The organism is Oleiharenicola sp. Vm1 (assembly GCF_047777955.1).
Classification (GTDB): Bacteria; Verrucomicrobiota; Verrucomicrobiia; order Opitutales; family Opitutaceae; genus Didemnitutus.
This window is the reverse complement of record NZ_CP180536.1, coordinates 15,761-39,637: the sequence shown is the minus strand read 5'-3', so window position 1 is coordinate 39,637 and position 23,877 is coordinate 15,761. Positions and strand designations below refer to the sequence as shown.

Below are 23,877 nucleotides of genomic sequence, written 5' to 3'. Positions count from 1 at the left end.
CTAACTGGCGATCAGGGAAGGAGGCCGATGCGGCGAAGCAGTGCGCCAAATCGGTGCGCGATCGAGTTGGGCCAGCAGCAAACCCACTCACCGTCCTTGAGCAGAACCATTGCGCCATCCGTGCGAAGCCGAGCGGAATTGTAGATGAGGCGATGGCATGCGGGGCAGCCGGTGACGTATCGCACTTCCGTAAGCATGGGGTAATCGTTGATGACGCCATGAACGTCGTCCGCGCTGGCTTTCCGTCCACAATCACACTCGACGGTGAACGATCTGAGGGTGTGCCCCGTGTAGGGGTTGCGGTGGGGTAAGGCGAGGGCAGGATGGGCCTCGTAGAATGAGACGTAGCCCCGCAAGCGCGGCGGGATATGGGCCGGCAGATTCTTCACGCGGGCTTTATCGTATAGTTGACAAGTCTCGGAAAGCACGAAAAAAGGGGTCTGTGACAAAAATGCCGGACAATCTTCCCCTGGCCTACGATCCCAAGCGGCTGCACGCGGAGTTTGCTGCCCTTCGCGATACCCCCAGGACGCCGCGCGTCCTCGATGTCCTGATGCAGGAGAAGGAAGAAGTCACCGCGTTGCTGAAGGACGGGCGAACCGTCCGCGAAATATGGGACGCTTTTCGTGCCGCGGGCCTGCGCACGACTTACAGCGGGTTCCAGCGCGCCGCGAAGCAGTTCATCGTTTCGGCCGGGTTGCCATCGACGCGTGGCCGTCGTGCGAGCGACCCGAGCCGGTTCCTCGTCGGGCCGCACGCTTCGGCGAAGCCGGCGCCCGGGAAGACTACGGCGCCGAGCACGCGCGGCGGTTCGGCTGCCGAGCGTCGAAAGGCGGGCCTTGGGGCGCCCTCCGTTGCGGCGCTCGAAGAGCGCCGGTTGCGCGCGGCGGCACCGAGTGAGTAGTTTCAACCTTCAACCTGCTACATATCTTTATGGCATCCTCGAAATCCACCACCAAGACCCCGGCGGCCAACGCCACCGCGGTCGGTCCGCAAAGCGAAGCCGACTGCCGTCTGATCGTCGCTGCTGGCGACAAAGGCGCCACCGGCAAGAGCTTCACGATGACGCAACTGATCGAGTGGTATCTGCTGCGCGCGCAGACGCTCTCCCTCAGCGTCACCGACCCCGATACGAAGCATCGGACGCTGACCAGGATTTTCGGCGCCGAAGGAACGCATCCGCTCGCCGCGCCCCACCGGGTGGAGTCAGTTGACTTCGCCGGCGCCGAAGGGATGCCGCTAATCGACAACGTGGTGCGTGCGTTCGCCGTCGATCCGACGGCGCGGGTTTCCTTGGTCGATGGTGTCGCCAATCAGTTTGCGGACACGATGCTCAGGTGGGCACGCGACGTGCGCCTCTACGAACTCACGGAGGAATACGGCTTCCGCGTCACGTATATCCTGATGATGGACGAGATGGGCGTTTCCGTGGAGCAGGCGCGTAAGCTCGTTTCCGAGGTCGGCGATCGCGCCGATTACCTCGTGGTTCGCAACTGCAAGAAGTCGTTCCGCGTTCCGTGGGACACGGCCGCTGCGGATGACCTCCGCAAGAAAGTGATCGAGGAGTTCGGCGGCGCGGAAATCTCCCTGGAGGGCCTTTCGCTCGACATCTTCAAACTGGCCGATGGGCAAGCGACCGGTCAGCTCTACTCGATCCGGTCGATCGCCGAGGACCGGGCGTGCCCGGCGGACTCGTTCACTCGCAACCGGGCGATTTCCGCTTGGGCGCGGATGCTGGAACAGTTCGATGCGGCGGCGCGTGTCGTGCTCCCGCCGAACGAACTGAACGCTTTCCTCACTGCGCGAGGTGTCCGATGAGCGCAGCCGGCGGCAAGACAGGAAGCGGTGGTTCGATGCTCACGGACCTGGTTCGTGAGGCCGCGACCGGCGCCGCCCAGGATGGGGCGCCGGCCGCGCCGCTCAGCATGGAGCAACGGGCCGCGCTCGAAGCGGAGTTCCGCCGCAAGGTCGAGGAGGCGTTCCAGTTCTACGAGAAAATGTTCCCGCAGATGCCCTCGATGGAGAACCTGCGGAAGCTCTGGAAGGAACGCCAGGTGACGGAGAGTGACCCGATCTGGCTGATGGCCGACGTGCTGGCTCTCTACGACACCCGCGGCCAACTCGTTCTCTCTCAAATCGTGCGTATTCTCCGGTCGAGCCAGGACCTGAGCCAGTTCACGATCGACGAGCTGCGCGGTGCGATCGAGACCGCGACGAAATTGCAGATGGCTTCGGCCGACGCCGGCGCGCGCGCCGACGTGATGCTCCAGCGCATGGCAGACTTCGCCGTGATGATGGAGAAATACAATCGCGAGGTGCCGACGCTCCTCAACGCGATGTATCGCGCGACGCAGGTTCTGGACACGCGGAGCCAACGTGCGATCTGGGAGCTGGCCGGCATTGTCGCGGCAGCGATGACAGCGGGCGGCATTGTCGCGCTGCTCCTCAGAAAGTTCTTTTTCTCGTGAGCCGTGAACGCCGGAGCCCTCATGCTGGCGCGTATGGGCCTCTCGGCAGAGCAGGTGCGGCGCGCGCTTTCGTGTGAGCCGTTGGCACCGGCGGAGACGATTCGCCGGGCGGCTGCGAGGTCGGTGAGGAAGCTTGGCTACGGCAACAAAGGGCTGCCGGCCGCGATCGTCGCGCAGATGTATGCCGACTATCAACGTCTCGGTTCTTGCGCGCGAGTTGCTGTGCTTTACGGGCGCACGGCGCAAGCGATGCAGCAGATTTTCGCGTTTCACGGGTGCAAATTGCATGAGCGGCCCGCGAAGCTGAAACTGAATTATGGTGGCCTTCGCTACTCCTTTTCGGGCGCGCGTGGCCGCACGAGTTACTGGCATTGCACGACGGGCGACCGGCATGCCTTGCACAGAAGATTGTGGCTGGAGGCCGGCGGCACCGTGCCAGAGGGGTGGGAGCTGGCATTCAAGGACGGGGACACGCGCCATTGCTTCATCGAGAATTTGGCGCTGGTGAGGAAGGGAACCACGGCGCGTCGCCACGGCGAGCGTGCTACAGTTTCGGAGGGATTGAATTTCTCTGCCCGACGGCAGAATACCAATGCCGCGTAACCGCGGCGCAAAACCAACCGCTGAACGCAAACACCAATGCCAAGCCCGCTCATCCAAGCAGCCCCTGCGCTATATTTCCAACCCGCTTCGATCGTCTCGATCCACGAAGGCCAGAACGGCGCGCTCATCGTGGATCTCGATCGACCCGATTACCGATCTCGTGAGATCAAGTTGAAGGAGGCGGACAGCATCACCTTGGGCGAGCCATTTGCGGACGAATTCCGCGAGACGTGGATGGCGGAGCAATTGCGCGCGGGCGAACTCGTGGCGGTGATGGCGAACCACTGGGTCGTCCTGTCGAAGATCACCGAAGTGACCGTGTGGGATCGGCCGGATAACCCGAGCTTCAAGTTCGCCCTTGCGGGCCCGCACAGCATGCACCTCCAGCCGGAGTCGTCGAAAGGGTATTTCGATGCGCCGTTCTGGGATCTCTTCGAGAAGATCACGGGCCACACACGGCCCGAAGGAGCGAAGCCGACGAACTATGATCCGCTCCCGATCGACCAAGGGAAGTTTGATCGCGTGAAAGCGGACTTCGCGAGGATTACCCGCGAGTCGGGCGAGATGATCTTCGAGGATCACGCGTTTTGGTTCTACGGATCGAAAGACGCCGTGAAACGGCTGCTTGAACACTATCGCGGCGGCCAGGATGGCGCCGGACGGAGCCTGACTGCCGGGAGCGGTGAGCATTTCTTCCGTCTCCGCGTTCCTTCATTCATGGGCCGGATCGACCGGCAGAAAGTGGAAGTTCCGGCGGCGCCGCTCCCGCAGCCGCGGCGAGCAGACGACGGCCTCGGCGGTCGGGGGCGCTAAGCCGCATGCTCGATCGGAACAAAACGTTCCTGACGGCCAGTGTCACACGCTTGGCCGTCGAATGGCTAGACGGCAACGGATTCAAACCAGTCGAGACGGAGGTGGCCGTTGCCGAGCGCTGGATCGGTGATGTCGTTGGGGTTAGCACCCCGACGACCACGGAGCTGGTCGGCCTACAGCTCCTTCGGCGGGCACCGCGTGGCCCGGACTTCGCGCAGCGCGAGAAGGCAGGTTATGATGCGCGTGTTTCCGCGTGGCAGGCGAAGCAAGCGGTGTGGGATGCGGAGCGGGCGGCTATGCCGCGGGTTCTCACTATCGTGATCGAGGTGAAGACGAGCGTTGGGGATTTCCGGGGCGACACGAAGTGGAATCGCCCTTGGCCGACGAACCTGTGCTACGTTGCAATGCCGGAGGGACTGGTTGCTCAGGAATTGTGGCCACGCGGATGGGGCGTGATCCTGTGCAGCCAGGACGGCACCGAGATTCGGCGGGTGATTCCCGGTGAACTGAGGCCGGTGGCGGCAGAGCAGAACATGGACGTTGTTCTGGCGGTCGCCGTGAGCCGGGACAACGCGACGCGTTACGGCCGCATCCGCGAACTCCAACAAAAGACGCGCGCGGAGCTGGCGCCGCAAGAGACCATCGCTCGGATTTCCAGTGCCGTGCGGTTCGTGTTGCTGTGTGCGAAGGGTGTTCCGGTGGAAGTCGCTGCATTCAGGGCGAAAATCCCGAATATCAGCGCCAAGCTGACGCCGGACCTCTTGGCGGAGCTTGAGAGAATGCGCGCCCAAGTCGGGGGCGGCGATAACCGGGCCGAAGCTGCGGGCCTTATTGTATCGGGCTAGTGTAAATGCAATAAGGCTTGCGATGCCGGCGGGTGCGGAGGTAGGACTTCCGCATGACTCCCAAAAAGCTGCCCGCTTGGCTAAAGGATGGAATGATGCCGGACATCGCACCCGGCACAGCCCGGGAGCACGAGCGGCTGAGGGAGGAGATCGGCGTGCTGATGTCGCGAGCCCCTAGCGCGGTCCTTGGCTTCGGGGCGATCGACACCTTGCGCCGCTGGTTTCCGCAGGCGATGGCGCAGCGCGCCAAGACACAGTTTGACGATCGGCTTGCTCCGCTAGGCACGTCGGCCCTGGTGTCCGCGGCCAAGGACCACCAGACCGCCGCGGCGGCGTTCCGCCAATCGTTCGGCCAGGACAACACGGTCTGGGCCCATTGGCTCGGCAGTCAGGGCAAGATTCTTTCCGCGTTCGATCGCGGATTCGAGCGGCCGTCGGCGGAGGTGCAGGAAGCTTGTGAGAAATGGATCGGAACCTGGGCGTCGGGCGAATTGAAGAGCAAGGCGCTGACGCATCCCGTCATCGAGGCGACTGTGGCGAGCCGCGTGCTCGCCGGTGCCTTCGGTGCGCACGCTGCCGACGTGTTGACTCCGCAAATCCTCGGTCGCGGAGTCATGCACAACGAATGGTGGGGGGAAGTTAATCCGATCGGCGCGGGTGCGAGCCTCATGGAGGCGGGCACGCCGGAAACGTGGGCGGCACTGAAACCCGGTGAGTGGTTTCGATGGTCGCTTGGACGCGTGGAGGATTGGGCGGCCGATGCGCAATCCATCACGGACAGCTACAAGGTCTGGGGCCAGCAGGAAGCCGGGGTGGTTCAGCTCCTCAGTGCGGAAGGCATGAGCACTGACAGCGGAACGAAAATTGCGCAGGCGCTGCATCGCATGGCCGATCAGGAGGGCAAACCTTTCGGAGCGCCGGAACTGATGGCGGAGACCGGATTGGCGTTCCGCACGGTTTGGGAATCCCTGGATGCTCTTGAAAACCGCGGCGTGCTCCAGCCCGCTACGCCGCCGGAGCAGAAGCGCAATCGGACATTCAAGCTCGCGCCCGACTGGGCCGAATACGGCCGCATCGGCGTGATGGAGCCGTCGCTGAGCGTCAGAATGGCATTGGGCGGTGCTGACGCATCGAAGCAGCAGCCGATGCCGCCACTATTTCAACAGAGCCGGGGCGCGGGCCCGCGCCGGCGTTAACCACCCACAACATCAACGTCACCTCCGCTACGCGTATGCCTCACGACCAAAAGACTCCCGATCTCTTCGAGATGCTGAAAAACCCGGCCGCTGCACCGCTTCAGGATGCAGATGCGCTCTCGACCATGCCGCTGGCCGAAGTGCCGCAAGGCGACGTGTTCGCCAGCGAGGCGGAGAAAATCGCGCTGTTGCGCCAGGAGCCCTACACCCGCAAAGGCACGATGCCCGAGCGGTTGGTGACGCGTCAGCAGTTCATCGAGGATTTTCTGACGCGTGGATTCAACGAGCGCCGCGAGGAACGCCGCGGCGTCAATCTGGTTACGAGGTTCACGAACCCGACGAACGGGAAATACTACGTCCTCACACGGCGCTTCGAGCGCGAATACGCAGATCGGCGCTATGCGGTTCTGTTCCCCGAGGCGCGCAAAGGCGAACAACCTAAAGCTGGGCAGCCGAAGCCGCCGGCGCCTGCCGGCGAGCAGCCCGAAGTGCGGCCGACTCCGGCGAAGCCGGCTGCGGACGCGGCGCCGCGTCCGCCGGCGACGCCAGTAGTGCAGGCACCGGCAAGCCCGGTTGCGGAATCGCCGACGCCGGCGGAAGGCGCGCCATCGACTGAACCAGCGAAGGCTGCGAAACCGATCGTGCCGGTCGAACTGAAACCCGAGGAGCGGGATTTCAGTTATACACCCGCAGACGACTACACGCCGCGCGGGGCCAAGACGCGTATCCGCGCGAACCTCGATGCGATCAAGCTGCTGAAGGAGATCGAGACGGCGGGCCGTCTGGCATCACCGGAAGAAAAGAAGGTGCTCGCGCGTTACACGGGCTGGGGCGCCTACAAGTCTGTTTTCGACAGCGAGAAGGCCGAGGCGATCGAGGAATTCGCGCGGCAGAAGACAGAGATGGCGAAGCGCTACGGAGCGCACAGCTACTATGCGACAATGGAGCTGCCGAGCCACCTGGAGAACTGGAAGGCGGAATTTGGCGGATTCTACGATCAGCTCAAGAAGACGCTCACTGACGAGGAGTGGCGCCTGGCGGCGCAGAGCGTTTTGAACGCGCACTACACGGACGAGCCGATTTGCCACCGCTTGTGGAACATCGCGCGGCACGTTGGATTCGAGGGTGGGAGCGTGGGCGAGTTCGGTTGCGGCACGGGGAAGGTTGTGGCGGCGATGCCGGCAGACCTGCGGGCCAAGAGCACGGTGTTGGGTGTCGAGAAGGACAGCATCACAGCCAGAATCTCCAAGCTGCTCTTCCCGCAGGCGCGGATCGAGGAAGGTGCGCTCCAGGACGTTCCGATCCGGCCTAATTCTCTCGACCTCGTGATCGGCAACGTGCCGTTCTCGGATGTCTATCCGTCGGGGCAAAAGGGGAAGGTGAAGTTCAATCTTCACAATTACTTCATCGCGCGCGGTCTCGACGCGCTCCGCCCCGGAGGCCTGGCCGTGCTCATCACCAGCAGCTCGACGTTGCAGAACAACGACGAGCAGCGGAACGCGCTCGCCGATCGCGCGGAGTTGCTGGGCGCGATACGCCTGCCGAACGATGCGTTCGCGGACAACGCGAATACAGAAGTGGTCACTGACATTCTGATCGTGCGTAAGCCTACGCCGGAACGCCGTGTTCAGAGTGAAGTGTTCCGGCAGGTGCTGATGACGGAGGTGGCCGAGGGGCAGGGCGTGGCGCGGTTTGATGGCGCGCCACTGCACAAGACTACCCTCGTGAATGAATACTTCCTGCGGCATCCCGAGATGGTGCTGGGTCTGCACTCCCTGCGCGGCAAGATGTATGGCGCGGCGGCGCGTGCTGGCACGGACGATGACGACGGCGCCGGGCAATACACCGTTGTCTCCACGCCGAAGATGAAGCCGCTGAACGATCGTCTCGACGCCGCGGTAGCGGCGCTGCCGTCGCGCGTTCCGAACAGCTCGCAGGAGCGCGCCGTGCGCAACCCGCTGCTTGAGGACGAAGAGGCGGTCGCGGAGACGCTGACGGCCGCAACGACGGACAAGGTTGGCGGTTTGGTTGCGGTCGAAGGAAGGCTCTACCAAGTGAGCCCCGATCGGGAGCTGGTATCGCCGGATTGGCACAAGGCGGATTTCAAACTTCCGCGAGGAGTCGCGAACGCGGCTGTCGGCGACGAGCTGGCGCTTTCCTGGATGCGCGTGCGTGATGCGTTGCGCCAGGTCATCAAGACAGACCTGAACCCACACGCGACGGACAACGATAGCGATCGTTGCCGCGCGACGTTGCGGAAAGCCTACGGCGATTTTGTGGAGGAGCACGGGCGGATCGGCGAGAGCAAGGCGCTGCGCGCGTTGCTCCGCTACGAACCAGAATTCGGAAACACCGAGGCCCTGGAGATCGTTCGTGAAGTGAAAGGAGATGGCGGCAAGAGGCAGCGCCAGATCGAGCCGGCGGCAATTCTGACCACGCGGACGCTGCGGCCGGCAATCGCGCCGGCGAAAGCCGAGACGGTGATGGACGCCGTGCTGATCTCAGTCGGGCAGCACGGGCGAATCGACATCCCCTACATTTGCTCCCTCACCGGCAAAGATGATGAGGAGGGAGTGAAGCGACTCCTCGCCGTTGAAGGCGTCGGTTACGAGAATCCCGAGACCGGCGAGATGGAGCTGAGGCAGCACTACCTCACCGGCAATGTGCGGCGGAAACTTGAGCGGGCCGAGGAGGCAGCCAAGGCGGATGCGCGCTTCACGCTCAATGTCGAAGCCCTCCGCGCGGTGCAGCCCGCGCGTGTTCCGTTCGACAACATCCGCGCCCCGCTCGGCTCTTCATGGGTTCCGAGCGAGTTGGTGCGCGACTTTGCAGCCGAGACCTTCGGCCAGGGTTCGGATTTCCACCTGAACTATTTCCAGCGTGGCAGCACGTGGCTCGTCTCGGAATTTGCCTGGTCGAATCGTCTGGCACAGTGGTCGGCGAAGGCGACGGAGCGGACCGTCCCGCCGTCTGAAATCTTCCAGGCGGTTCTGGACCAGCAGCCGATCCGTATCACCTACACCGTCGGGACGAAGGACGAGAAGAAGATCATTTTCGATGAGCAGGGCACGGCGAACGCTAACGAGCGTGCCGAAGCGATGCGGCAGGCGTGGTTGAAGTGGATCGGCAGCCGGCAGGATGCGCGGCAGATGATCGAGGACGCTTACAACGACACGTTCAACAACGTTGTCGCCCCGGACCCCGATGGTCGCGCCTTGAATTTCCCGAACATCGCGACGGGCCCGGGGGCTCTCGTGCCGCGACCGCATCAACGCAACGGCGTCATGCGCGTGCTCAGCGAGCAGGCCGGCGTCATCGCTTACGGCGTGGGTTTCGGCAAGACGCTGGTGGGAATTCTCGGAGCCTATGAGATGAAGCGGACGGGAGCGGCGCAAAAGCCGATGATCCTCTGCGACAATGCGAACTATGCCCAGTTCGTTGAGACGGCGCGGAACGTCTATCCTTCGGCTCGAATCCTCCACTCGACTGACGACGACATGAAGGCGGAGAACCGCGAGCGGTTCAAGAATCGCGTCGCGACCGGCGATTGGGATTTGGTGTTGATGCAGCGCAGTCACTTTGAGCGCGTCCCGGTTTCCCAAGAGACGGAAGTGAAGTGGCTCCAAGCGGAGCTGGCGGATCTTCGCGCTGTGAAGAGCGCGGCCGATGAAAACGCGAAAGGGGCCAAGAACCGGACGGCGAGCGGGTTTGCTCGCCGGATGGCGAAGGCCTTGGAGCGGGCCGAAGAACGCCTGAAGGAGAAACTTGAGCGCATGAAGGAGCGCAGTGACGAAGGCCTCACCTGGGAACAGCTCGGCGTCGATTTCCTCGTCGTGGATGAAAGCCACCGCGAAAAGAAGATCGGCTTCGCAACGAAGTTCGACGTGAAGGGTATCCTCCGCGATGGTAACACGAACCCCGAGGTGCGGGTGATCTACTACGGGATGGAGGATACCGTGACGCCGGCGATCTGGCATCGCTTGCAGCGCAAGACGGCGTTCATCAAACAAGGTCTGGCGGCCAAGGGCGTCGGCATCGAGTTCGAGGACACCGGCGAAATCCGCCTCGAAGAGATGAAGGCTGCGCTCATCACCGACAAGCGGCAGATGCGTCGGGCTGAGCTGATCGCGGAGATCAAGGAGCAGAAGGTTCAGCGGGAAGTTGTCTTCAACCGCGGGCAGTCGCTTCGTGAAAATCTATCCGCGATCGAGAGCGACATCCGGGTGTGTGAACGCAACCTGCCGAAGGCGCAGGAGCGCGCCGCCGCCTACGCAGCGCACGTTGCTCCACCGTTCAGCCGTCCGGCTGAGTGCGCGGCCGTTGTCGAGGTGCTGAACCTGCGCGCCCCTGAGCAGTCCACTGAGAAAGAGCGTGAGGTCATCGAGAAATGCACGAACATGATCCAGGAGACGAAGGGCATCCTGGTCGGCGACTCGAAGGCCGTCACGAAGCAGCTCGATGCGCTCGTGCAAGCGTGGAAAGTTTTGCCGCTGCCGCAGTCGCAGATGAAGCGCGAACTCGGGACTGTGACCGTGAACGGACTGCCCTTGAGCATCGTGAAAGAACAAATCCGACTCATCACCACGGACGAGGACGCAATCTGTCTCGTGGCCTACGTGGGCAAGCCTGGCCAGAATGGCGAATGGCGGCCGGATGCTGATGTGAAACCGGCGCGGTTCGGCAGCGGCGAAGCGCTGTTGAAGCTGACGCAGGCAACCGCCGAACAGGCTGCGCTGGAGCCGGCGGGACTCACACAGCGGCTTGGCGTTCTACGGCAGGAGCGCGAGGAGGCCGCGAAGCTCGTCGATTCGGTTCAGCCGTTCGATGAGTCGCGCCTGACGCAGTTGCAGGCGGATCTCGTCGCGCTGGAGAAAGACATGAGGGAGAAGCCGTTTCAGCGCGGTGGCGATCGCTTCGCCAACCGGGCGACCGCGGCGAGTCAACCTGCGGCAGCTCCGTTGCCGACGGCCGCGGCTAAGGGCGGCGGCAGAACGGGCCGATAAAAAGAAAGCACTTCCATGAACGCGTCAGACATCAACTCACTGCTTGGGCCGGTTTTCGCGTGGGTGCGAACCAACCCAAACGCAACGCTTTGGCTCGCCGTCTGTGTTGTGCTCGGCTTGCGTCGATGCGGCACGGGCCTCATGGAGCGGATTCGCTACGGGGAGCCCTGCTTGCTCAGCACGGCAGCGGGGCTGCTGATCGCCGCCGGCGGTGTCGCCACGGCCGTCGGCGACCCGCTGCTGCACTTGGCGACCGTCACCCAAGGATTGCTCTTCGCCCAATAATAGACTTGTCTCAATTCGTTCATTCCAGCAAATAACCAGCCGTCCAACCTTAACCCAAAACACCGCCATGCTAAGCATCATCGCCACCATCCCGTTCAATCCGGTCATTGCCGCCACGATCACCATGTGGGAAGCCCTGAGCTGGGGCTTGCCGCTCGCGTGCGTTTACGCCGCCTACGAAGGGATCAGTCAGATCATCAAGGGCGCGAAGTCCCGCGAGAAGGAAGAGCGCACGAGCGAAGTCTTCTGGGGCTTCGTCATCACGCTCGCACCGATGATCGTTTACGGCCTGCTCCTCAAGTTCACGCCGGTCACGGTGCCCTTTGCCGACTCGCTGCCGTTCTGACGTGAGCGATGGACGCCCGCTCGATGATGCCCTACACGCCCACGGACGCTGGGCGCGTGCCGAAGGTCAAAGACTTCGGTATTGAGGGCGGTTGGGCGGTTGTATTTCCGGTGATGGCGTGCGGAGCCGCGGGGGGGCTCATCACGCTGCTGTGGCTGATCGCCAGCGCCGAAATGTGGTGGCTCAAGGTCATCGTCGGAATGAGCCCGCTGTGGGTTGCCCTGCTTTACGTGAAGCTCTTTGTCGCAGGCAAGCCGCCGCACTATCGGAGCGATATGTGGCGATCACTGCGACGCTACCGGCCGACGTGGGACAACCCGCCAATCCGTTTTCTGCCCTTCGTGCCCGCGTTCCGCGCGCGGCACGTTTTTTTCACCCGGCCGCAAGATGCGGCTGCTCACCCTCTCATCACTGCCGCTCGGCAGTTCGGTGACAGTAAGTAACACTCCACAACATGGCCTCCAGCGATATGCCGCCTCTGCCCTCTTCGGGCAATTCCACCGCCGCCGAAATGTTCCGACTGGGCTTCCTGCTCGGACGTGACGCCACTCGCGTTGAAATGTGGGCCCACGAAGTGGGCTTGCAATCGCACCGTCCGGCGACGCCAGGACTCAACGAGGACCTGCGCAAGCAGATCGGCGCAGGCGCCGAAGAACTCTCTACGGCGCTCGATCGCGAGCCGCCGGAGATTGCCGCTGTTCGCGCTGCTCTGCGCAATCTCGCGGCTTCGTTGCAAGCGGCCTCCGAGCCCGGACGGATCACAAACGAACGCCTACGCAATGGTGTCGCGGTCTCGGCCACACTGGCCACCATTCAAGGCAAGGACCAGGCGATGCCTGGTCGCTCCCGCTAAACGGTAACGATGTTCCCCGACGGCTACTTCATCAACGGGCTGCTCTTCTTCGGCAAATCGCTGTCGAAGGAAACCTACCTCGCCAAAGGTGTCAGGTTGGAAGTTCCTGACCTCCGCACTGCCGGCCTCGATGTCCTCCAGGAACTCTGGCAGGGGAACAGCCGGCTCCTCACGGCGCTGTTTGCGAACAAAATGGCGATGCAGATCCAGTGGTCGGTTGAGGATGACTTTCACGCACCGCTTACGGACTACTCCACTGCTACCGATTCGTTCACGAAATCCGGCCGCATGACGCGATGGGCATCCCTAAATAGGCAGTTCCGCCACAAGGAAGCCCAGATCGCGCTCGATGCAGGCTTGCTGAAGAGAGAGCGAGTTCATCTGTATTTCGGGCTCAAGTGCAACAGCATGGAGGCCGCGGACCTCACGAGCCTGAACGCCTACGAAACTTACCTGCGGCAACAGGCCGTGAACTTCGACGCGAAGCTCAATGTGCTGAATGCAATCTTCCCCACTGCTCGCATTCAGCGGATGGGCGATCGTGAGCACTGCCAGCATTATCGTCGTGTTCTGAACCCGAGCATGGCCACGCGTCTTTCCGGGTCCATCCAGGAGGCGACTCACGGATTCCGCGAAGACAAGAGCATCCTCCAAAATTGCCTCCGCTCGGACGCGGTGGCGTTTAAGATGCCGCGGCACGACGGCGCCGTCGGCATCACGCTCGACGGAATGCACCACACGGTTTTCGTCATGCGCGATCGGCCGGCCGGCACGCGCATGGGCGATCTTTTGCCATTGCTCTCGTCGGTCAGCAAGGGCGTCACGGTTGTTTTCAACATCTACCCGCAGGACATCGAGCGAGAGATCGAGATGACTCGCGCCGAGCGCGAGGAGTGGCTGAAATACGTCAACGACCCGAAGAGCTACGGCGCCGCAGACGAAGTGAAGCGCCTGGGAGACAAGATCAGTTTCCTCCAGCGGCGGGAAATCCTGCCGTTCCGTGTGCTATGGACGGTGAAGGTGTGTGCGCCGACGATCGACGAATTGAACACGCGGAGTCTCGCTGTGAAGACGGCATTGAGCGCGCTCGACGGCCTGGAGTATCACCAAGTCAACGAACCGACCCAAGCGACCAACTTGTTTCACGAGACCCTTCCGGGATGGCTGGGATCTGATTATCGCGACTGGGACGTGTATTGGGAGAACAAGAACCTGCGCGACGTGCTCCCTATTTCGTCATCCTTCACGGGGCATCTGGACGAGCAACCGATGGCGATTTACCACACGCCGGCAGGCGGACTCTGCGGCGTTCGACTCACCACGAGCAATGGCACGCCTCAGCACACCGTGGTTGTCGGCGTGAACGGGTCGGGTAAGACCGCCACGACGATCGACCTTCTCACGCAAGCCTCGCCGTATGCGAGCTACCAAGCCATTTTCGAGGAGGGATTGGCCTATGCGACATATGCGCAACTGAACGGGCTCCAGAGCATCGTGCCACGAGCGGGATCGAATTACACGCTCAATCCGTTCGACACCCTCGGGCTGCCCCTCTCCGATGAAAACTTCCGCGAGATCAACGCAGTGTGCGTTCGCTTGATCGGTCGAAGCAAAGACGAGGACCGGCAGAAAACGCGCGAGTCGCTGATCGGAGAATACGTGACGAAACTGTTTTTCGGCGCGGCGAAGAGTTTCCTTCAAGAGGACGAAGCGCGCGCATACGAGATCGCGAGGCGCGCGCTCCTCCTGTCGAAGCGGCTGGAAACGATGCCCGGTGGCAGCTCACAAATTGACGCTTTCACCGAACTTCGCGACTTGGCGGCGGCCGATCCGGGCCGCGTCGATGAAATGCTCTCGGCATTGACGGAGGAACAGATCGTCACGTTCGCGAACGATCCCGCTACGAAGTCCGAGGTGATGAAGTGTGCACTGGCGGCATTCAAGCCGGAGCAATACCCGCAGTTTTCACAGCTTTGGAGTCTGATGAAAAACGGCCGCATGGCTCACCACAAGTCGGTGAGCATGTCTGAGGAGCTGGATCGTCTAGTCTCCGGCTTGGCTCGCGGCAAGGCTGTTGGTGGCACGGTTGGGGCGTTCATCGACGGCGTGACGAACGTGAAGCTCGATGGCGCGGGCATCCACGTGGATTACTCCTTCTTGCAGGACGGCGAACTCAAGGAGATTGCCGGTTTCGTTTTCCCGGCGCGGGTGCGCCAGTATATCATCACACGGCCGCGTGCCGAGCTGAAGCTCGTCGTCTGGGAGGAGCTGCGGCGACTGCTGCGGATGCCGAACGCCAAGGAGGACGTGAAAGAAACCCTGGCCCAATTCCGCAAATACAAGGCCTGTGCGCTGCTGTCGTTTCAGGAGGCTAGCCAGATCGAGGAGATCGACCCCGCGCTCCTCGATCTGATCCTCAATCAGTCGAAGCAATTCCTGTTTCTGCGGCAAAATAGCAAAGCGGCCGTCGATCGCATGGGCGATGTGATCGGACTGCCGGAGGCCGCACGGCAAGCGATCCTCGATTATGAACTGGTGGAGCACCAGAAGGGCAGTAGCCGCGGTGCGTTCATGACGTTGTTCTCACGCGAAGGAAGCGTGCCCGTGTGCGGCACGCTCGTTAATCGCGTGAATCCCTACATGCTCTACGTCGCTTCATCCAACGGCGACACCTTCGACCAACGAGCCAGGGCGCTCAATCGCTATAGCGACGTGTTCGATGGAGTAGTCGAGGAAGTGGATAAGCAGCTTGAGGCGAAGTCGGCGAAACCACGAGCCGCCTAAAAATTAACGATGAAAACGAAACTCTCGATCATGTTCGTGCTGACGTTCAGCGTGTTCCTTTCTGGCTGTTCCAGCACTGGGAAGCGGGCTGGTATGACGACAATCGGCACGGCGCTCGGCGCGGGCGCCGGTTACGTCGCAACCGGGAAGAAAGCCGCCGGCGCCGCCGGCGGTGCACTCGTGGGCGCTGGCCTCACGGCACTCGCACAGGGGCGGGATGAAGGCGCATACCAGGAGGGCGTCGATGACGGATACCAACTTGGGAGCGCGGACGCAACGAAGCGGCTTTATTTCGCGAAGCAGTCGCTGGAGAAGCGCGAGGCCCAGTCCGGCGAGCGCACCAGCTACTACGTTTTTCAGGGGCCAACGGAGACGGCCGACGGCCAAAAGTTGGTGCCGAATACCGTCGTGGTCCCGGTGGTTGAGCAATCCGCTGCCGCTCCGGTGACGAAAAAACAGTAACCCTTTCCTGCCATGAAAAGAACCATCGTCAGCATGATCGTCCTCGTGCTCTCCGCGGCGCGAGTTTTTGCGGGCTGGCCCGTCACCGTCCTCGCCGACCCGATGCGCGAGGTCGAATTCGCGAAAGATGCGTCGCGCTGGGTGGAGCAATTCAACCAATGGAAGGCGCAGATCGACCAGGCGACACGGGTTGCGAAGGCGGCCAAAACATTGGAGGAATTCGCCGGCGATCCGAAGCTGGCCGTCCGCAATCTCTCTGAGGTCAGCGGCATCATATCTTCACTCGGGCGGACATTCGGTGAGGAGGAGACCGCTGATGCATGGGCCGCGGACGTGCGAGCGGCCGACAGTTTCTCGCGCTCGCTCGATTCACTCAGCTCGTCCGCAGGCGAACTCGGGAGCACATTTACGAGCGGGGGCAAGACCTACAACCGCTCGCCGTCCCTCTATCAAGCGGTGTTCGCGCTTGAGAATGCGACCGATGGCACTCGTCGCATCATCGCCGCCAACAGAAAGACGGAGGAAGAGATTTTGAAAAAGGCCGAACAGGCCGGTCAGCGCCTGGCTAACGCACAGACCGAATCCGAGAAACAGGCGGCGGCGGCCGATCTCCAGCGCCTGACGCTGTTACATCAAGCGGCGGCAGCGCGGACGCAGGCAGTTGCTGCCGATCTCCAGATGAAGGAGAAGCTGGCTCAGCTCGATGAGCAGAAGCGCGCGAAAGCTGAGGCCGAGGCAGTGGTGGCCGACGGACAGCGCTACACGACCGAGCGCGATGCTGCTCGCGAGGCCGCACAGGCGAGCATCAACGAAGGATTGAAGCCAGTGGAGCGTAAGCGTCCCGACTGGACGGATGTCATCTTACACACCACGCCGGCGGCATTGCCGGCGAATACTCCGGGCGGCGGCTAAAGCGGACAGCTCCTGAATCAGTCAACCCTCGCACACTATGGCACAGGATCAAATCATCGCCGGCTTGGAGAAAATGGAGCCACACCTGATCTTCCAGGGACTCTCCGCGCAGAATGGTCCTTTGCAGACGGTCGCACCGATCATGTTGGCCATCGCCGGGCTGGTTCTGATTTGGGGGCATGTCGGCGACTCGGCTGCGGCCCGCCGGCAGAGTCGCAAGCAAGAAGATGTCTGGATAAAAACGATCTTCATATTCGGCTTCATGGTGACGGCAGGTTATTGGGTGACGGGTGCGGCGAAGGCGGGTGATGCGGTGGCGCAGAGCACGGGCGTGGGCGATCCACTGACCGTTGCTTCACGGTGTTTGGTTGTGGCCACATCATTCCCCGAATTGTCGGACTTCACCGAGCTGCGGTTGCAGAACGATCCCAACAAACCGCCGGGCTACACTCAGCCTGGCGATTGGGTGAATGCGGCAAACGACGGAACCTGGTGGGGCAGCGTGAAGGGTTTCTTTGCGGGCATGGGGGAGGTTGCGACCCGTGCACTTTCCGACAGCAAGGGCGCGATCGAGGGCGCCGTGAATCTGGTTTTGTTGGCGGGCACGTTCTTGACCATCTTCTTGAAATACCTGGTGCTGATCCCGGCGATGCTGCTGCTCATGATCGCGCTGCTCATCGCCGCGGCGGTGTGCTGGTTCATTGAGGCCTTGCGTTACTTCTTCCTGGTGTGCGGTGCTGTCATCCTCCCGATCGCGATTGCCGCGATGCGCACGCGGGCGCTCGAACGCCAAGGAATGAACTACATCACCAACATGGTCGCGGTGGCGTGCTGGCCGATCGGGTGGGCGCTCGGACACATGGGCACGGTAGGGCTGTTCAATGCGTGGGTTTCCACAATGTCGGGCACTGCCATCATGGGCAAGTGGGCCAATGCGATGACGTGGGATAACATCCTGACGCAGGGCATCACGTTCAAGTCAGCGGGAACTGCGGTCGCCACCGGTGCGCAGATGGCCGCGGCGTTTGGTAGTTTCCCGCTCTACATGCTGGTGTCCTTCTGTCTCGGCGGCGTTGGGCTTTGCGTGTGGATTTTGACGGTTACGGTTGGCGCTCCGGTGCTCGTGACGAAACTCGTGACAGCGGGAGCTGCATTCTATTCGGCAGCTACGGGACAGGCTGCTGATACGGCCGGCAAGGTTGTCCAGGCAGGCGGGCAGGCAGCGCAGAGCATCGCGATGGCTGGCGGCTCAGTCGCCGGCTTCTCCGGCGCCCCGCTGGCCGCTGCGGGTGGTGCCGTCGCTGGCGTCGGCGGAGGCATCTCGGGCTTGGCGCAAGGAAACCTCGGCGGGCTTTCCGGTGCCCTGTCAGGAGGCGCTGGGGGCTATCAGCAATTCAAGGCGCAGGAGACCGAGCGCGCAGAGCGAAATGCAGCACAGGAGAGCGCGAAGGCGCTGGGCGACATTTCCCGCAGTTTGAAAGGATTTATGGGCAGGGGCGGCCGTAACTGAGTTACATCCGGGAGTCACGCTAGGACTCGCCAAAAATAACGCAATTTAGACTTGTCTAGTTAAAGCAATAACCGTTGATTAGGGGCATGAACAAGGCTCCTATCACTCGCAACGGCAAGACTGTGTGGCTCTGGCTTTTCGTCGCGTTCGCCATCGTCTGGGGCGCGCTGAATGCGCACGATGCGGCCCGCTTCCCCCTCGACCAAGGCGCGATTGGTTTCGTGCTCGTCGCGATGCCGGCGCTCTTCATTCACCTCGTCGTCGGCGTCCGTCGCAACGTGGTGAAGGCTGCGAGCCACATGACCATCGAACTGCCGCATGAATGAACATGCCGATTCCGCGAACCAGTTGCTCGCGTTGCTCACCTACGGCGTGGGGAAGGACGCGAGCGACTGGCATCTTGTCACCGGGCAAGAGCCGCGGTTGCGGATGGATGGGAAGCTTTCGCGTTACGAGCAAAGCTGGGTAGTTCCGCAAGGACTCGAAAACGTAGTCTTGCGGCTGTGCGGCCTCGATGAGGTCAGGGCGCAGAAGGCATTGGAGGCGGTGCACTCCGAGGGATCATGGGACGGTGCGCTGAATCACGAGAAGCGACGTTTCCGTGTCCAGATCACGAAGGCTGGAGCTGCGTATTACACGCAGATGCGTCTTATCCCGGAGAAGATCAGGCCGCTTCACTCGCTCGGGTTGCCGGCGAAATATGAAGAATGTCTCGCGCGCGAGCGCGGACTGATTCTGGTTTGCGGCGCGACGGGTGAGGGCAAGAGCACGACGCTCGCAAGTTCGATCGACTGGATCAACGATCGAGAAGAACTTGCGATTCAGACTTTCGAGCAACCGATCGAATTCGTTCACGCGTCGAAGAAGTCTTTGGTTGTTCAGGGCGAGATCGGGCAGGACGTTCCAAGCTTTGGAACGGGTGGGCGTGTCCTCATGCGCCGGGACCCCGATGTCATTCTGCTCGGCGAGCTGCGCGACCTCGATTCGATCGGGGCCGCGCTTACGCTTGCGGATACGGGCCACCTCGTTTTCGCCACGTTGCACACTGGCACTGCATCCGCTGCGATCGAACGGCTGCTCCAGGCATTCGGCGACAGCGACAACAAGACTTTCTACCGCACGATGCTGACACAAATGCTCGTGTGTGTGTTGGCTCAGGTTCTGGTGGACAAGAAGGATGGGCACGGCCGCGTGCCGGCTTTTGAACTTCTCCTGAATAACACAGCGATCGCGAATTTGATCGCGGAGAAACGTCCCACAATGATCCGCTCGCAGATTGCGCAGTCTCGCGGAGAGGGAATGCAGACTCTCGACCAGCACCTCGCCGAGCTGGTCCAACGCCAAGTGATAACTGAATCCGCAGCGCTGGCGAAAGCCGTCAAGGCTGACGAGCTACGCCGCCTCCTCAAGGAACCCAGGAAATGACACCCCGCAAAATCGTAGTCCTCGCCGCCGTGCTGTTCGCCGGCGTTTTCGCCCAGGCGGACACCTCGGAAATCGAGGCATCGCTGGATCAAGTCGTGCCGCGCTTCTCAACCGAGACGCCACAACCGCTGCGCCAGGTCTTGGATGGCATCGGAAAGGCCTACACGCTTCCGATCGTGGTTCAGCCAGGCGTGGATGGCGACGTTTCACTGAACGTCAACAATACGACTTTGCGCGGTCTGCTCACGATGCTGTGCAAGCCGCGCGGCTATTTTTGGGAGATCAACGACGACGGCTTCATCTACGTGCGCCGCACGAAGACGGTTCTCTACGCCGTCGATTATCCCCAGAACACGCGCGGCTCGAACGAGAATTCAAGTGTTACGCTTGGCGGAACGGGCACGGGCGTCTCAAGCAATGGCAACAATCTCGGCGGCACCGTCGTCAGTTCACCGACCACCGGCCAGAATGGGCAGTATGGTTCGGGCGGCAGCGGCGACAATACGCAGGTCTCGCTCACTGGCGAGAATCGCGTCGATTTCTGGGAGAAATTGGAAGGGCAGATCAAGGCGATGCTCGGCAAAGAGGAGACGGTTATCATGAACCGGTTTGCCGGCTTGGTGGAAGTTGATGCGAGCGACTACAGCCATGCGCGGGTCAGCGCATTTCTTAGCCGGTTCCATCGGCGTGTGGGGCGGCAGATCGTCCTTGAGGCGAAGATCCTGGAGGTGACGCTGCGGGATCAAAACAAACTCGGCGTGGACTGGAATGTCGCGGCCTTCCGCATTGGGGATGCGGTTCGAGTAGGCGGCGCCATCACCCAGCCTGGCACAACGAATGTGGTCAGTGGACTTACTGGCACCACACTTGCCGGCATCACGGCTGTTGGCGACCAGTCGCTTTCCGGCGACACGTTTGCCGGCACGATTGGCGTCGGCAAGGTCAACGCGCTTGTGCAGGCGCTCAAGGAGCAAGGCGATGTGCGTAGCACGAGTGCCCCACGGATCAGTGCACTGAACAACCAGACAGCGTTCATTAAGGTCGCCGATACGCGGACCTTCTATTCCCGGTCGAACACGACGACAATCAACACGGGGCAAGTGACCTCCACGCAGGCTATCACCACGACGAACTACACCGCGCAATCAACTTCGATCGGCACGTTCCTTCGCATCGTGGCCCAGTCCACTGACGACACGAAGCCAGAGGATGCCACGATCACGCTCGATGTCGCCCCCATGTTGACGCGGCAACGCGGTGTGGACACGAGCCCGGACGGACAATCGACCGCGCCGATCCTCGCCGTGCAGCAGGCGAGCACGATTGTCCGGGTGCGCTCCGGTGAGAGCGCCGTGATCGGCGGTATGCAGACGCACACAGTCTCGAAGTCTCAGCGGGCCATTCCGGGACTCAGCTCGATACCCGTCGTCGGCAAAGCATTCCAGACGAACGGCGACGTGGAGCAACTGACTGAACTGGTCATCATCATCACCGCCACGATCGTGGAACCGGGAATGAGCAAGCCCGTGGACATCGAAGAGCTGATGTCCGTCAACCTTAAATCGAAGCAGGTCCAGATGACGCCGCCGGCCGCCGGCGAGTCGCCCAAGGCGCCATTGAAGTCCAGTGCCGCGGAACCGCAAAACAAGCAAACTCCGCCGAAGGTTCAGGCCGTGGCGCTCCCGGAATCCTGACTCTTTTTCCAAGCCCATCATGATCGACACAGTGGCAGCAACCGGCGCGGAAACGACGCATATGCCGATTAGCTTCGCTGGCGCCAACGCGCCAGCGCGTTCGATGCGCGATGTCGATTGGTTTGCAAAGGAGCTGCGCAGGACCGGCTACAGCGCTGCGCAAGTGACGATGGTCATCGACTACCATCGGGAGCATGGGCACCGCTTGAGTCTATCGCAGGTGCTGATTGAACTCGGGTTGGTCGGACCGGTGGAGGTGGCAAAGCTGGTAGCCGCCTACTGGGGCGTTCGGTTCGTCGCCGGTCGAGAGCTGGTTGTCGAAGGCGATGCGCACAAACTCATCCCGGCGGGAATGGCGCGGTCGCGTTGTGCGCTCCCGTTGGCGCGGATCAACGGAACGGGGGTGCGCCTGGCCGTCGCCGATCCAGGAATCGCGAATTTCTCTCAAGTCTCGCACGCGCTACGCGAGCGTGGTCTGCGCGGCGAGATCGTCATCGCGCCGCAAGCAGACATCACCGCGAAGCTCGATGAAATCCACACCTCGCGTGTAACAGCCAGCGATGAAGCGTCAGTAAACAGTTTTGTTGAGGCGGTTATCCGCGAGGCCTACGAGGCACGAGCGAGCGATATTTACTTCACTCCGTTGGCGACCAGCCTTTCGATCGGGTTCAAGATCGACGGCAAAGTCATACAGCGGCATGCGGCCCCGAGCGATCGCAAGTCCGCCGTGCTCAATGCCGTCAAGATCGCGGCCAATCAAGGCAAGAACACGGCTGCGGCATCTTCGATGCTCGATGTTGGTGACAGGCTCCGACCGCAGGATGCAAGCGCGACAAGACGGTTCGGATCGGCGCGAGTGAATCTGCGCTTTTCCTCGATGCCTGTGTTGCACGGCGAGTCGATTGTCGTGCGCCTCTTGGACCAGACGCACGGGCCTCTGTCCCTCGAAAACCTTGGGTTCAGCGCTCAGATGATCGCGTATCTCCTGCCGATGTTGCTCAAGAAGGAGGGGGTGATTTTCAACTGCGGCCCCACCGGCTCGGGTAAGACGACAACTATTTATTCGATGCTGGCAGCGACGAATTGGACTTCTCGCGGCTTGGCGGCGAGCACACTCGAAGATCCAATCGAATACGAAATTTCGGGTCCAATTCGTCAGTCGGAGATCACGGAGAGAATGGGCTGGGCGAAAGGGCTGCGCGCAATTCTGCGGCAGGCCCCTGATATTATTTTAGTCGGCGAGTGCCGTGACCGCGAAGTTGCGGCGATCGCGATCGAGGCGTCCCTGACGGGGCACAAATTGTTTTCTACACTCCACACTAAGGGTGGACTGGAGGGCTTCGCCCGGCTCTTGGAACTGGGCGTCGAACCTGGCGCGATCTGTGCGGCCGTTACGTTGTTTATCGCGCAGCGTCTTGCGAAGCGTGTTTGTCCGAACTGCCGGAAGCCGCACCCGAGGGCTTCTTGGTTAGCGGACCAGAATGCAGCCTTGCTGGCCGAAGCCGGGATCACCTCGCCGACCTTCTACGAAGGTGGCGCGGGCTGCCCACAGTGCAACGGCAACGGCTTCAAGGGGCGGGTGGGTATGTATGAACTGGTCCCGGTGTGGCCGTTTCAGCAGCTCGTTTTGTCGAAAGGGACGAACGCTTCGCCGGCAGAATATGCCGAAGTCGTGCGTTCCTACAATGAATCGGTGCGGGCTGCTGCCGCCGAGCGCGCCAATAACCCGAGCGCACCGATCGACGACCGCTTTGCCAACGCTGTTCCTATTCGCCCCATGCGGGACGAGGGAATCATCAAAGCAGCGCTTGGCATTACCACCCCCGAAGAAGTTTGGGCTCAGTCCTAACCAACAAAAACAAATGAAGACGACGCAAGATAACACCTCCCGGAGCGGCGGCATTCGCCGGCTCCGTTCCGCTAAAGGCTACACCCTGATCGAAGTGCTCCTCGTGACGCTCATCATCGGCGGCATCATCGCCGCGATCGGCATCCCGACGTTCAACACGATCCGGCAGAACAACCGTGTGGATTCGACCTACACGATGCTCCAGACCTACGCGAACGCTGTGAGCCAGTTCGACCAGATGAGCAACGGCAGCGTTTATCCGCTCACCGTGGCGGCGACGACGGCCGACGTGACCGCGAACACGACCGGTGCGTTGCTTCAAACGGCTAGCGTGGCGAACTTCTCGAACGCCGCCCGCTTTGACCAAGTGCTGGTCGGTGCTGGCCTCATCAACGCGTTTTTCTCCCCGGCGATGGGCAACCAGACGCGCTTGCCGACGGGGTGGACGACGACGAGCCAAGACCTGATCTGGTCCCCCACGGCGCGCACGTTCTCCCTGACTACGGACACTGCTACGCCCGCCCATAACTGGAGTCCCATTTCGCGCCTTATCTGCCAGGCGAGCGCGCCGGCGACGGCCCCGAATACTGCGGCTGGCGCGAACTTCCGCCTCGACGGCTCCACCAACTTGCCCAGCGGCGTGCGCGTCGTTTCCGCCGTCATCCGCGGCTGCAACGCCACGGACGCGTATCTGCTCGCGCAGAAATACAACCCGCAGCTCGTGGATGCGACCGCGGCCGGCTCCGCACAGACGCGCGGCCGTGTGGTCTGGGCCACGCCGTCCAGCGGCGTGTGTGACGTTTATGTCTATCTCGGCCAGCAATAAACC

Annotated in this window: 22 protein-coding genes; 21 read left to right on the top strand and 1 reads right to left on the bottom strand. The window is 62.0% G+C overall.

Annotated features, from left to right (window positions below; translation table 11 throughout):
• Nucleotides 1-11 precede the first annotated feature (11 nt).
• Entirely contained in the window at nt 12-389 is a 378-nt protein-coding gene (locus ACMYLB_RS00185) for a hypothetical protein (RefSeq protein ID WP_415907087.1), read from the bottom strand.
• Nucleotides 390-451: 62 nt separating this feature from the next.
• Here ACMYLB_RS00185 and ACMYLB_RS00180 point away from each other — a divergent pair, with 62 nt between their 5' ends.
• The 21 genes from ACMYLB_RS00180 (at nt 452) to ACMYLB_RS00080 (ending at nt 23,874) form a co-directional block, all read left to right on the top strand.
• Nucleotides 452-904: a hypothetical protein gene (locus ACMYLB_RS00180; protein ID WP_415907086.1), complete on the top strand. Its 453-nt coding sequence runs from the start codon at nt 452-454 to the stop codon at nt 902-904.
• 29 nt (nt 905-933) lie between these two features.
• Complete coding sequence (locus tag ACMYLB_RS00175; protein WP_415907085.1) at nt 934-1,818, top strand: hypothetical protein; 885 nt, start codon at nt 934-936, stop codon at nt 1,816-1,818.
• Entirely contained in the window at nt 1,815-2,468 is a 654-nt protein-coding gene (locus ACMYLB_RS00170) for a hypothetical protein (RefSeq protein WP_415907084.1), read from the top strand. Before ACMYLB_RS00175 ends, ACMYLB_RS00170 begins: the two co-directional genes overlap by 4 nt.
• Nucleotides 2,469-2,471: 3 nt before the next feature.
• Nucleotides 2,472-3,071: an HNH endonuclease signature motif containing protein gene (locus ACMYLB_RS00165; RefSeq protein ID WP_415907083.1), complete on the top strand. Its 600-nt coding sequence runs from the start codon at nt 2,472-2,474 to the stop codon at nt 3,069-3,071.
• Nucleotides 3,072-3,107: 36 nt separating this feature from the next.
• Nucleotides 3,108-3,884, top strand: coding sequence for a hypothetical protein (locus ACMYLB_RS00160; RefSeq protein ID WP_415907082.1), 777 nt, complete (start codon nt 3,108-3,110; stop codon nt 3,882-3,884).
• 5 nt (nt 3,885-3,889) lie between these two features.
• Nucleotides 3,890-4,729 carry an MmcB family DNA repair protein gene (locus ACMYLB_RS00155; RefSeq protein ID WP_415907081.1) on the top strand — a complete coding sequence of 280 codons (840 nt, stop codon included), beginning with the start codon at nt 3,890-3,892 and terminating at the stop codon, nt 4,727-4,729.
• Between the two features lie 53 nt (nt 4,730-4,782).
• Nucleotides 4,783-5,925, top strand: a complete 1,143-nt coding sequence (locus tag ACMYLB_RS00150) for a hypothetical protein (protein ID WP_415907080.1) — start codon at nt 4,783-4,785, stop codon at nt 5,923-5,925.
• 71 nt (nt 5,926-5,996) lie between these two features.
• Nucleotides 5,997-10,928, top strand: coding sequence for a hypothetical protein (locus ACMYLB_RS00145; RefSeq protein ID WP_415907079.1), 4,932 nt, complete (start codon nt 5,997-5,999; stop codon nt 10,926-10,928).
• Nucleotides 10,929-10,991: 63 nt separating this feature from the next.
• On the top strand, nt 10,992-11,213 hold the full coding sequence (locus ACMYLB_RS00140; protein WP_415907078.1) for a hypothetical protein: 222 nt from the start codon (nt 10,992-10,994) through the stop codon (nt 11,211-11,213).
• Nucleotides 11,214-11,280: 67 nt separating this feature from the next.
• Complete coding sequence (locus tag ACMYLB_RS00135) at nt 11,281-11,559, top strand: hypothetical protein (protein WP_415907077.1); 279 nt, start codon at nt 11,281-11,283, stop codon at nt 11,557-11,559.
• Nucleotides 11,560-11,567: 8 nt separating this feature from the next.
• Nucleotides 11,568-12,002, top strand: a complete 435-nt coding sequence (locus ACMYLB_RS00130; protein ID WP_415907076.1) for a hypothetical protein — start codon at nt 11,568-11,570, stop codon at nt 12,000-12,002.
• 11 nt (nt 12,003-12,013) lie between these two features.
• A complete protein-coding gene (locus tag ACMYLB_RS00125) occupies nt 12,014-12,412 on the top strand; it encodes a hypothetical protein (RefSeq protein WP_415907075.1) in 399 nt (132 codons plus the stop codon).
• A 9-nt stretch (nt 12,413-12,421) separates the two neighbouring features.
• Nucleotides 12,422-15,196, top strand: coding sequence for a hypothetical protein (locus ACMYLB_RS00120; protein WP_415907074.1), 2,775 nt, complete (start codon nt 12,422-12,424; stop codon nt 15,194-15,196).
• Between the two features lie 9 nt (nt 15,197-15,205).
• On the top strand, nt 15,206-15,658 hold the full coding sequence (locus ACMYLB_RS00115) for a hypothetical protein (RefSeq protein WP_415907073.1): 453 nt from the start codon (nt 15,206-15,208) through the stop codon (nt 15,656-15,658).
• Nucleotides 15,659-15,670: 12 nt separating this feature from the next.
• Nucleotides 15,671-16,570 carry a hypothetical protein gene (locus ACMYLB_RS00110; RefSeq protein ID WP_415907072.1) on the top strand — a complete coding sequence of 300 codons (900 nt, stop codon included), beginning with the start codon at nt 15,671-15,673 and terminating at the stop codon, nt 16,568-16,570.
• Between the two features lie 37 nt (nt 16,571-16,607).
• Nucleotides 16,608-18,080 carry a hypothetical protein gene (locus tag ACMYLB_RS00105; RefSeq protein WP_415907071.1) on the top strand — a complete coding sequence of 491 codons (1,473 nt, stop codon included), beginning with the start codon at nt 16,608-16,610 and terminating at the stop codon, nt 18,078-18,080.
• Between the two features lie 86 nt (nt 18,081-18,166).
• Nucleotides 18,167-18,406 carry a hypothetical protein gene (locus ACMYLB_RS00100; protein ID WP_415907070.1) on the top strand — a complete coding sequence of 80 codons (240 nt, stop codon included), beginning with the start codon at nt 18,167-18,169 and terminating at the stop codon, nt 18,404-18,406.
• Complete coding sequence (locus ACMYLB_RS00095; protein ID WP_415907069.1) at nt 18,399-19,505, top strand: type IV pilus twitching motility protein PilT; 1,107 nt, start codon at nt 18,399-18,401, stop codon at nt 19,503-19,505. Before ACMYLB_RS00100 ends, ACMYLB_RS00095 begins: the two co-directional genes overlap by 8 nt.
• On the top strand, nt 19,502-21,199 hold the full coding sequence (locus tag ACMYLB_RS00090; RefSeq protein ID WP_415907068.1) for a secretin N-terminal domain-containing protein: 1,698 nt from the start codon (nt 19,502-19,504) through the stop codon (nt 21,197-21,199). The genes ACMYLB_RS00095 and ACMYLB_RS00090 overlap by 4 nt, the downstream gene beginning before the upstream one ends.
• Nucleotides 21,200-21,218: 19 nt before the next feature.
• Nucleotides 21,219-23,048 carry a GspE/PulE family protein gene (locus ACMYLB_RS00085; protein ID WP_415907067.1) on the top strand — a complete coding sequence of 610 codons (1,830 nt, stop codon included), beginning with the start codon at nt 21,219-21,221 and terminating at the stop codon, nt 23,046-23,048.
• Nucleotides 23,049-23,061: 13 nt separating this feature from the next.
• The gene (locus tag ACMYLB_RS00080) at nt 23,062-23,874 is read left to right on the top strand and encodes a prepilin-type N-terminal cleavage/methylation domain-containing protein (protein ID WP_415907066.1); all 813 of its coding nucleotides are present in this window, start codon (nt 23,062-23,064) and stop codon (nt 23,872-23,874) included.
• The last annotated feature ends 3 nt before the right edge of the window (nt 23,875-23,877 follow it).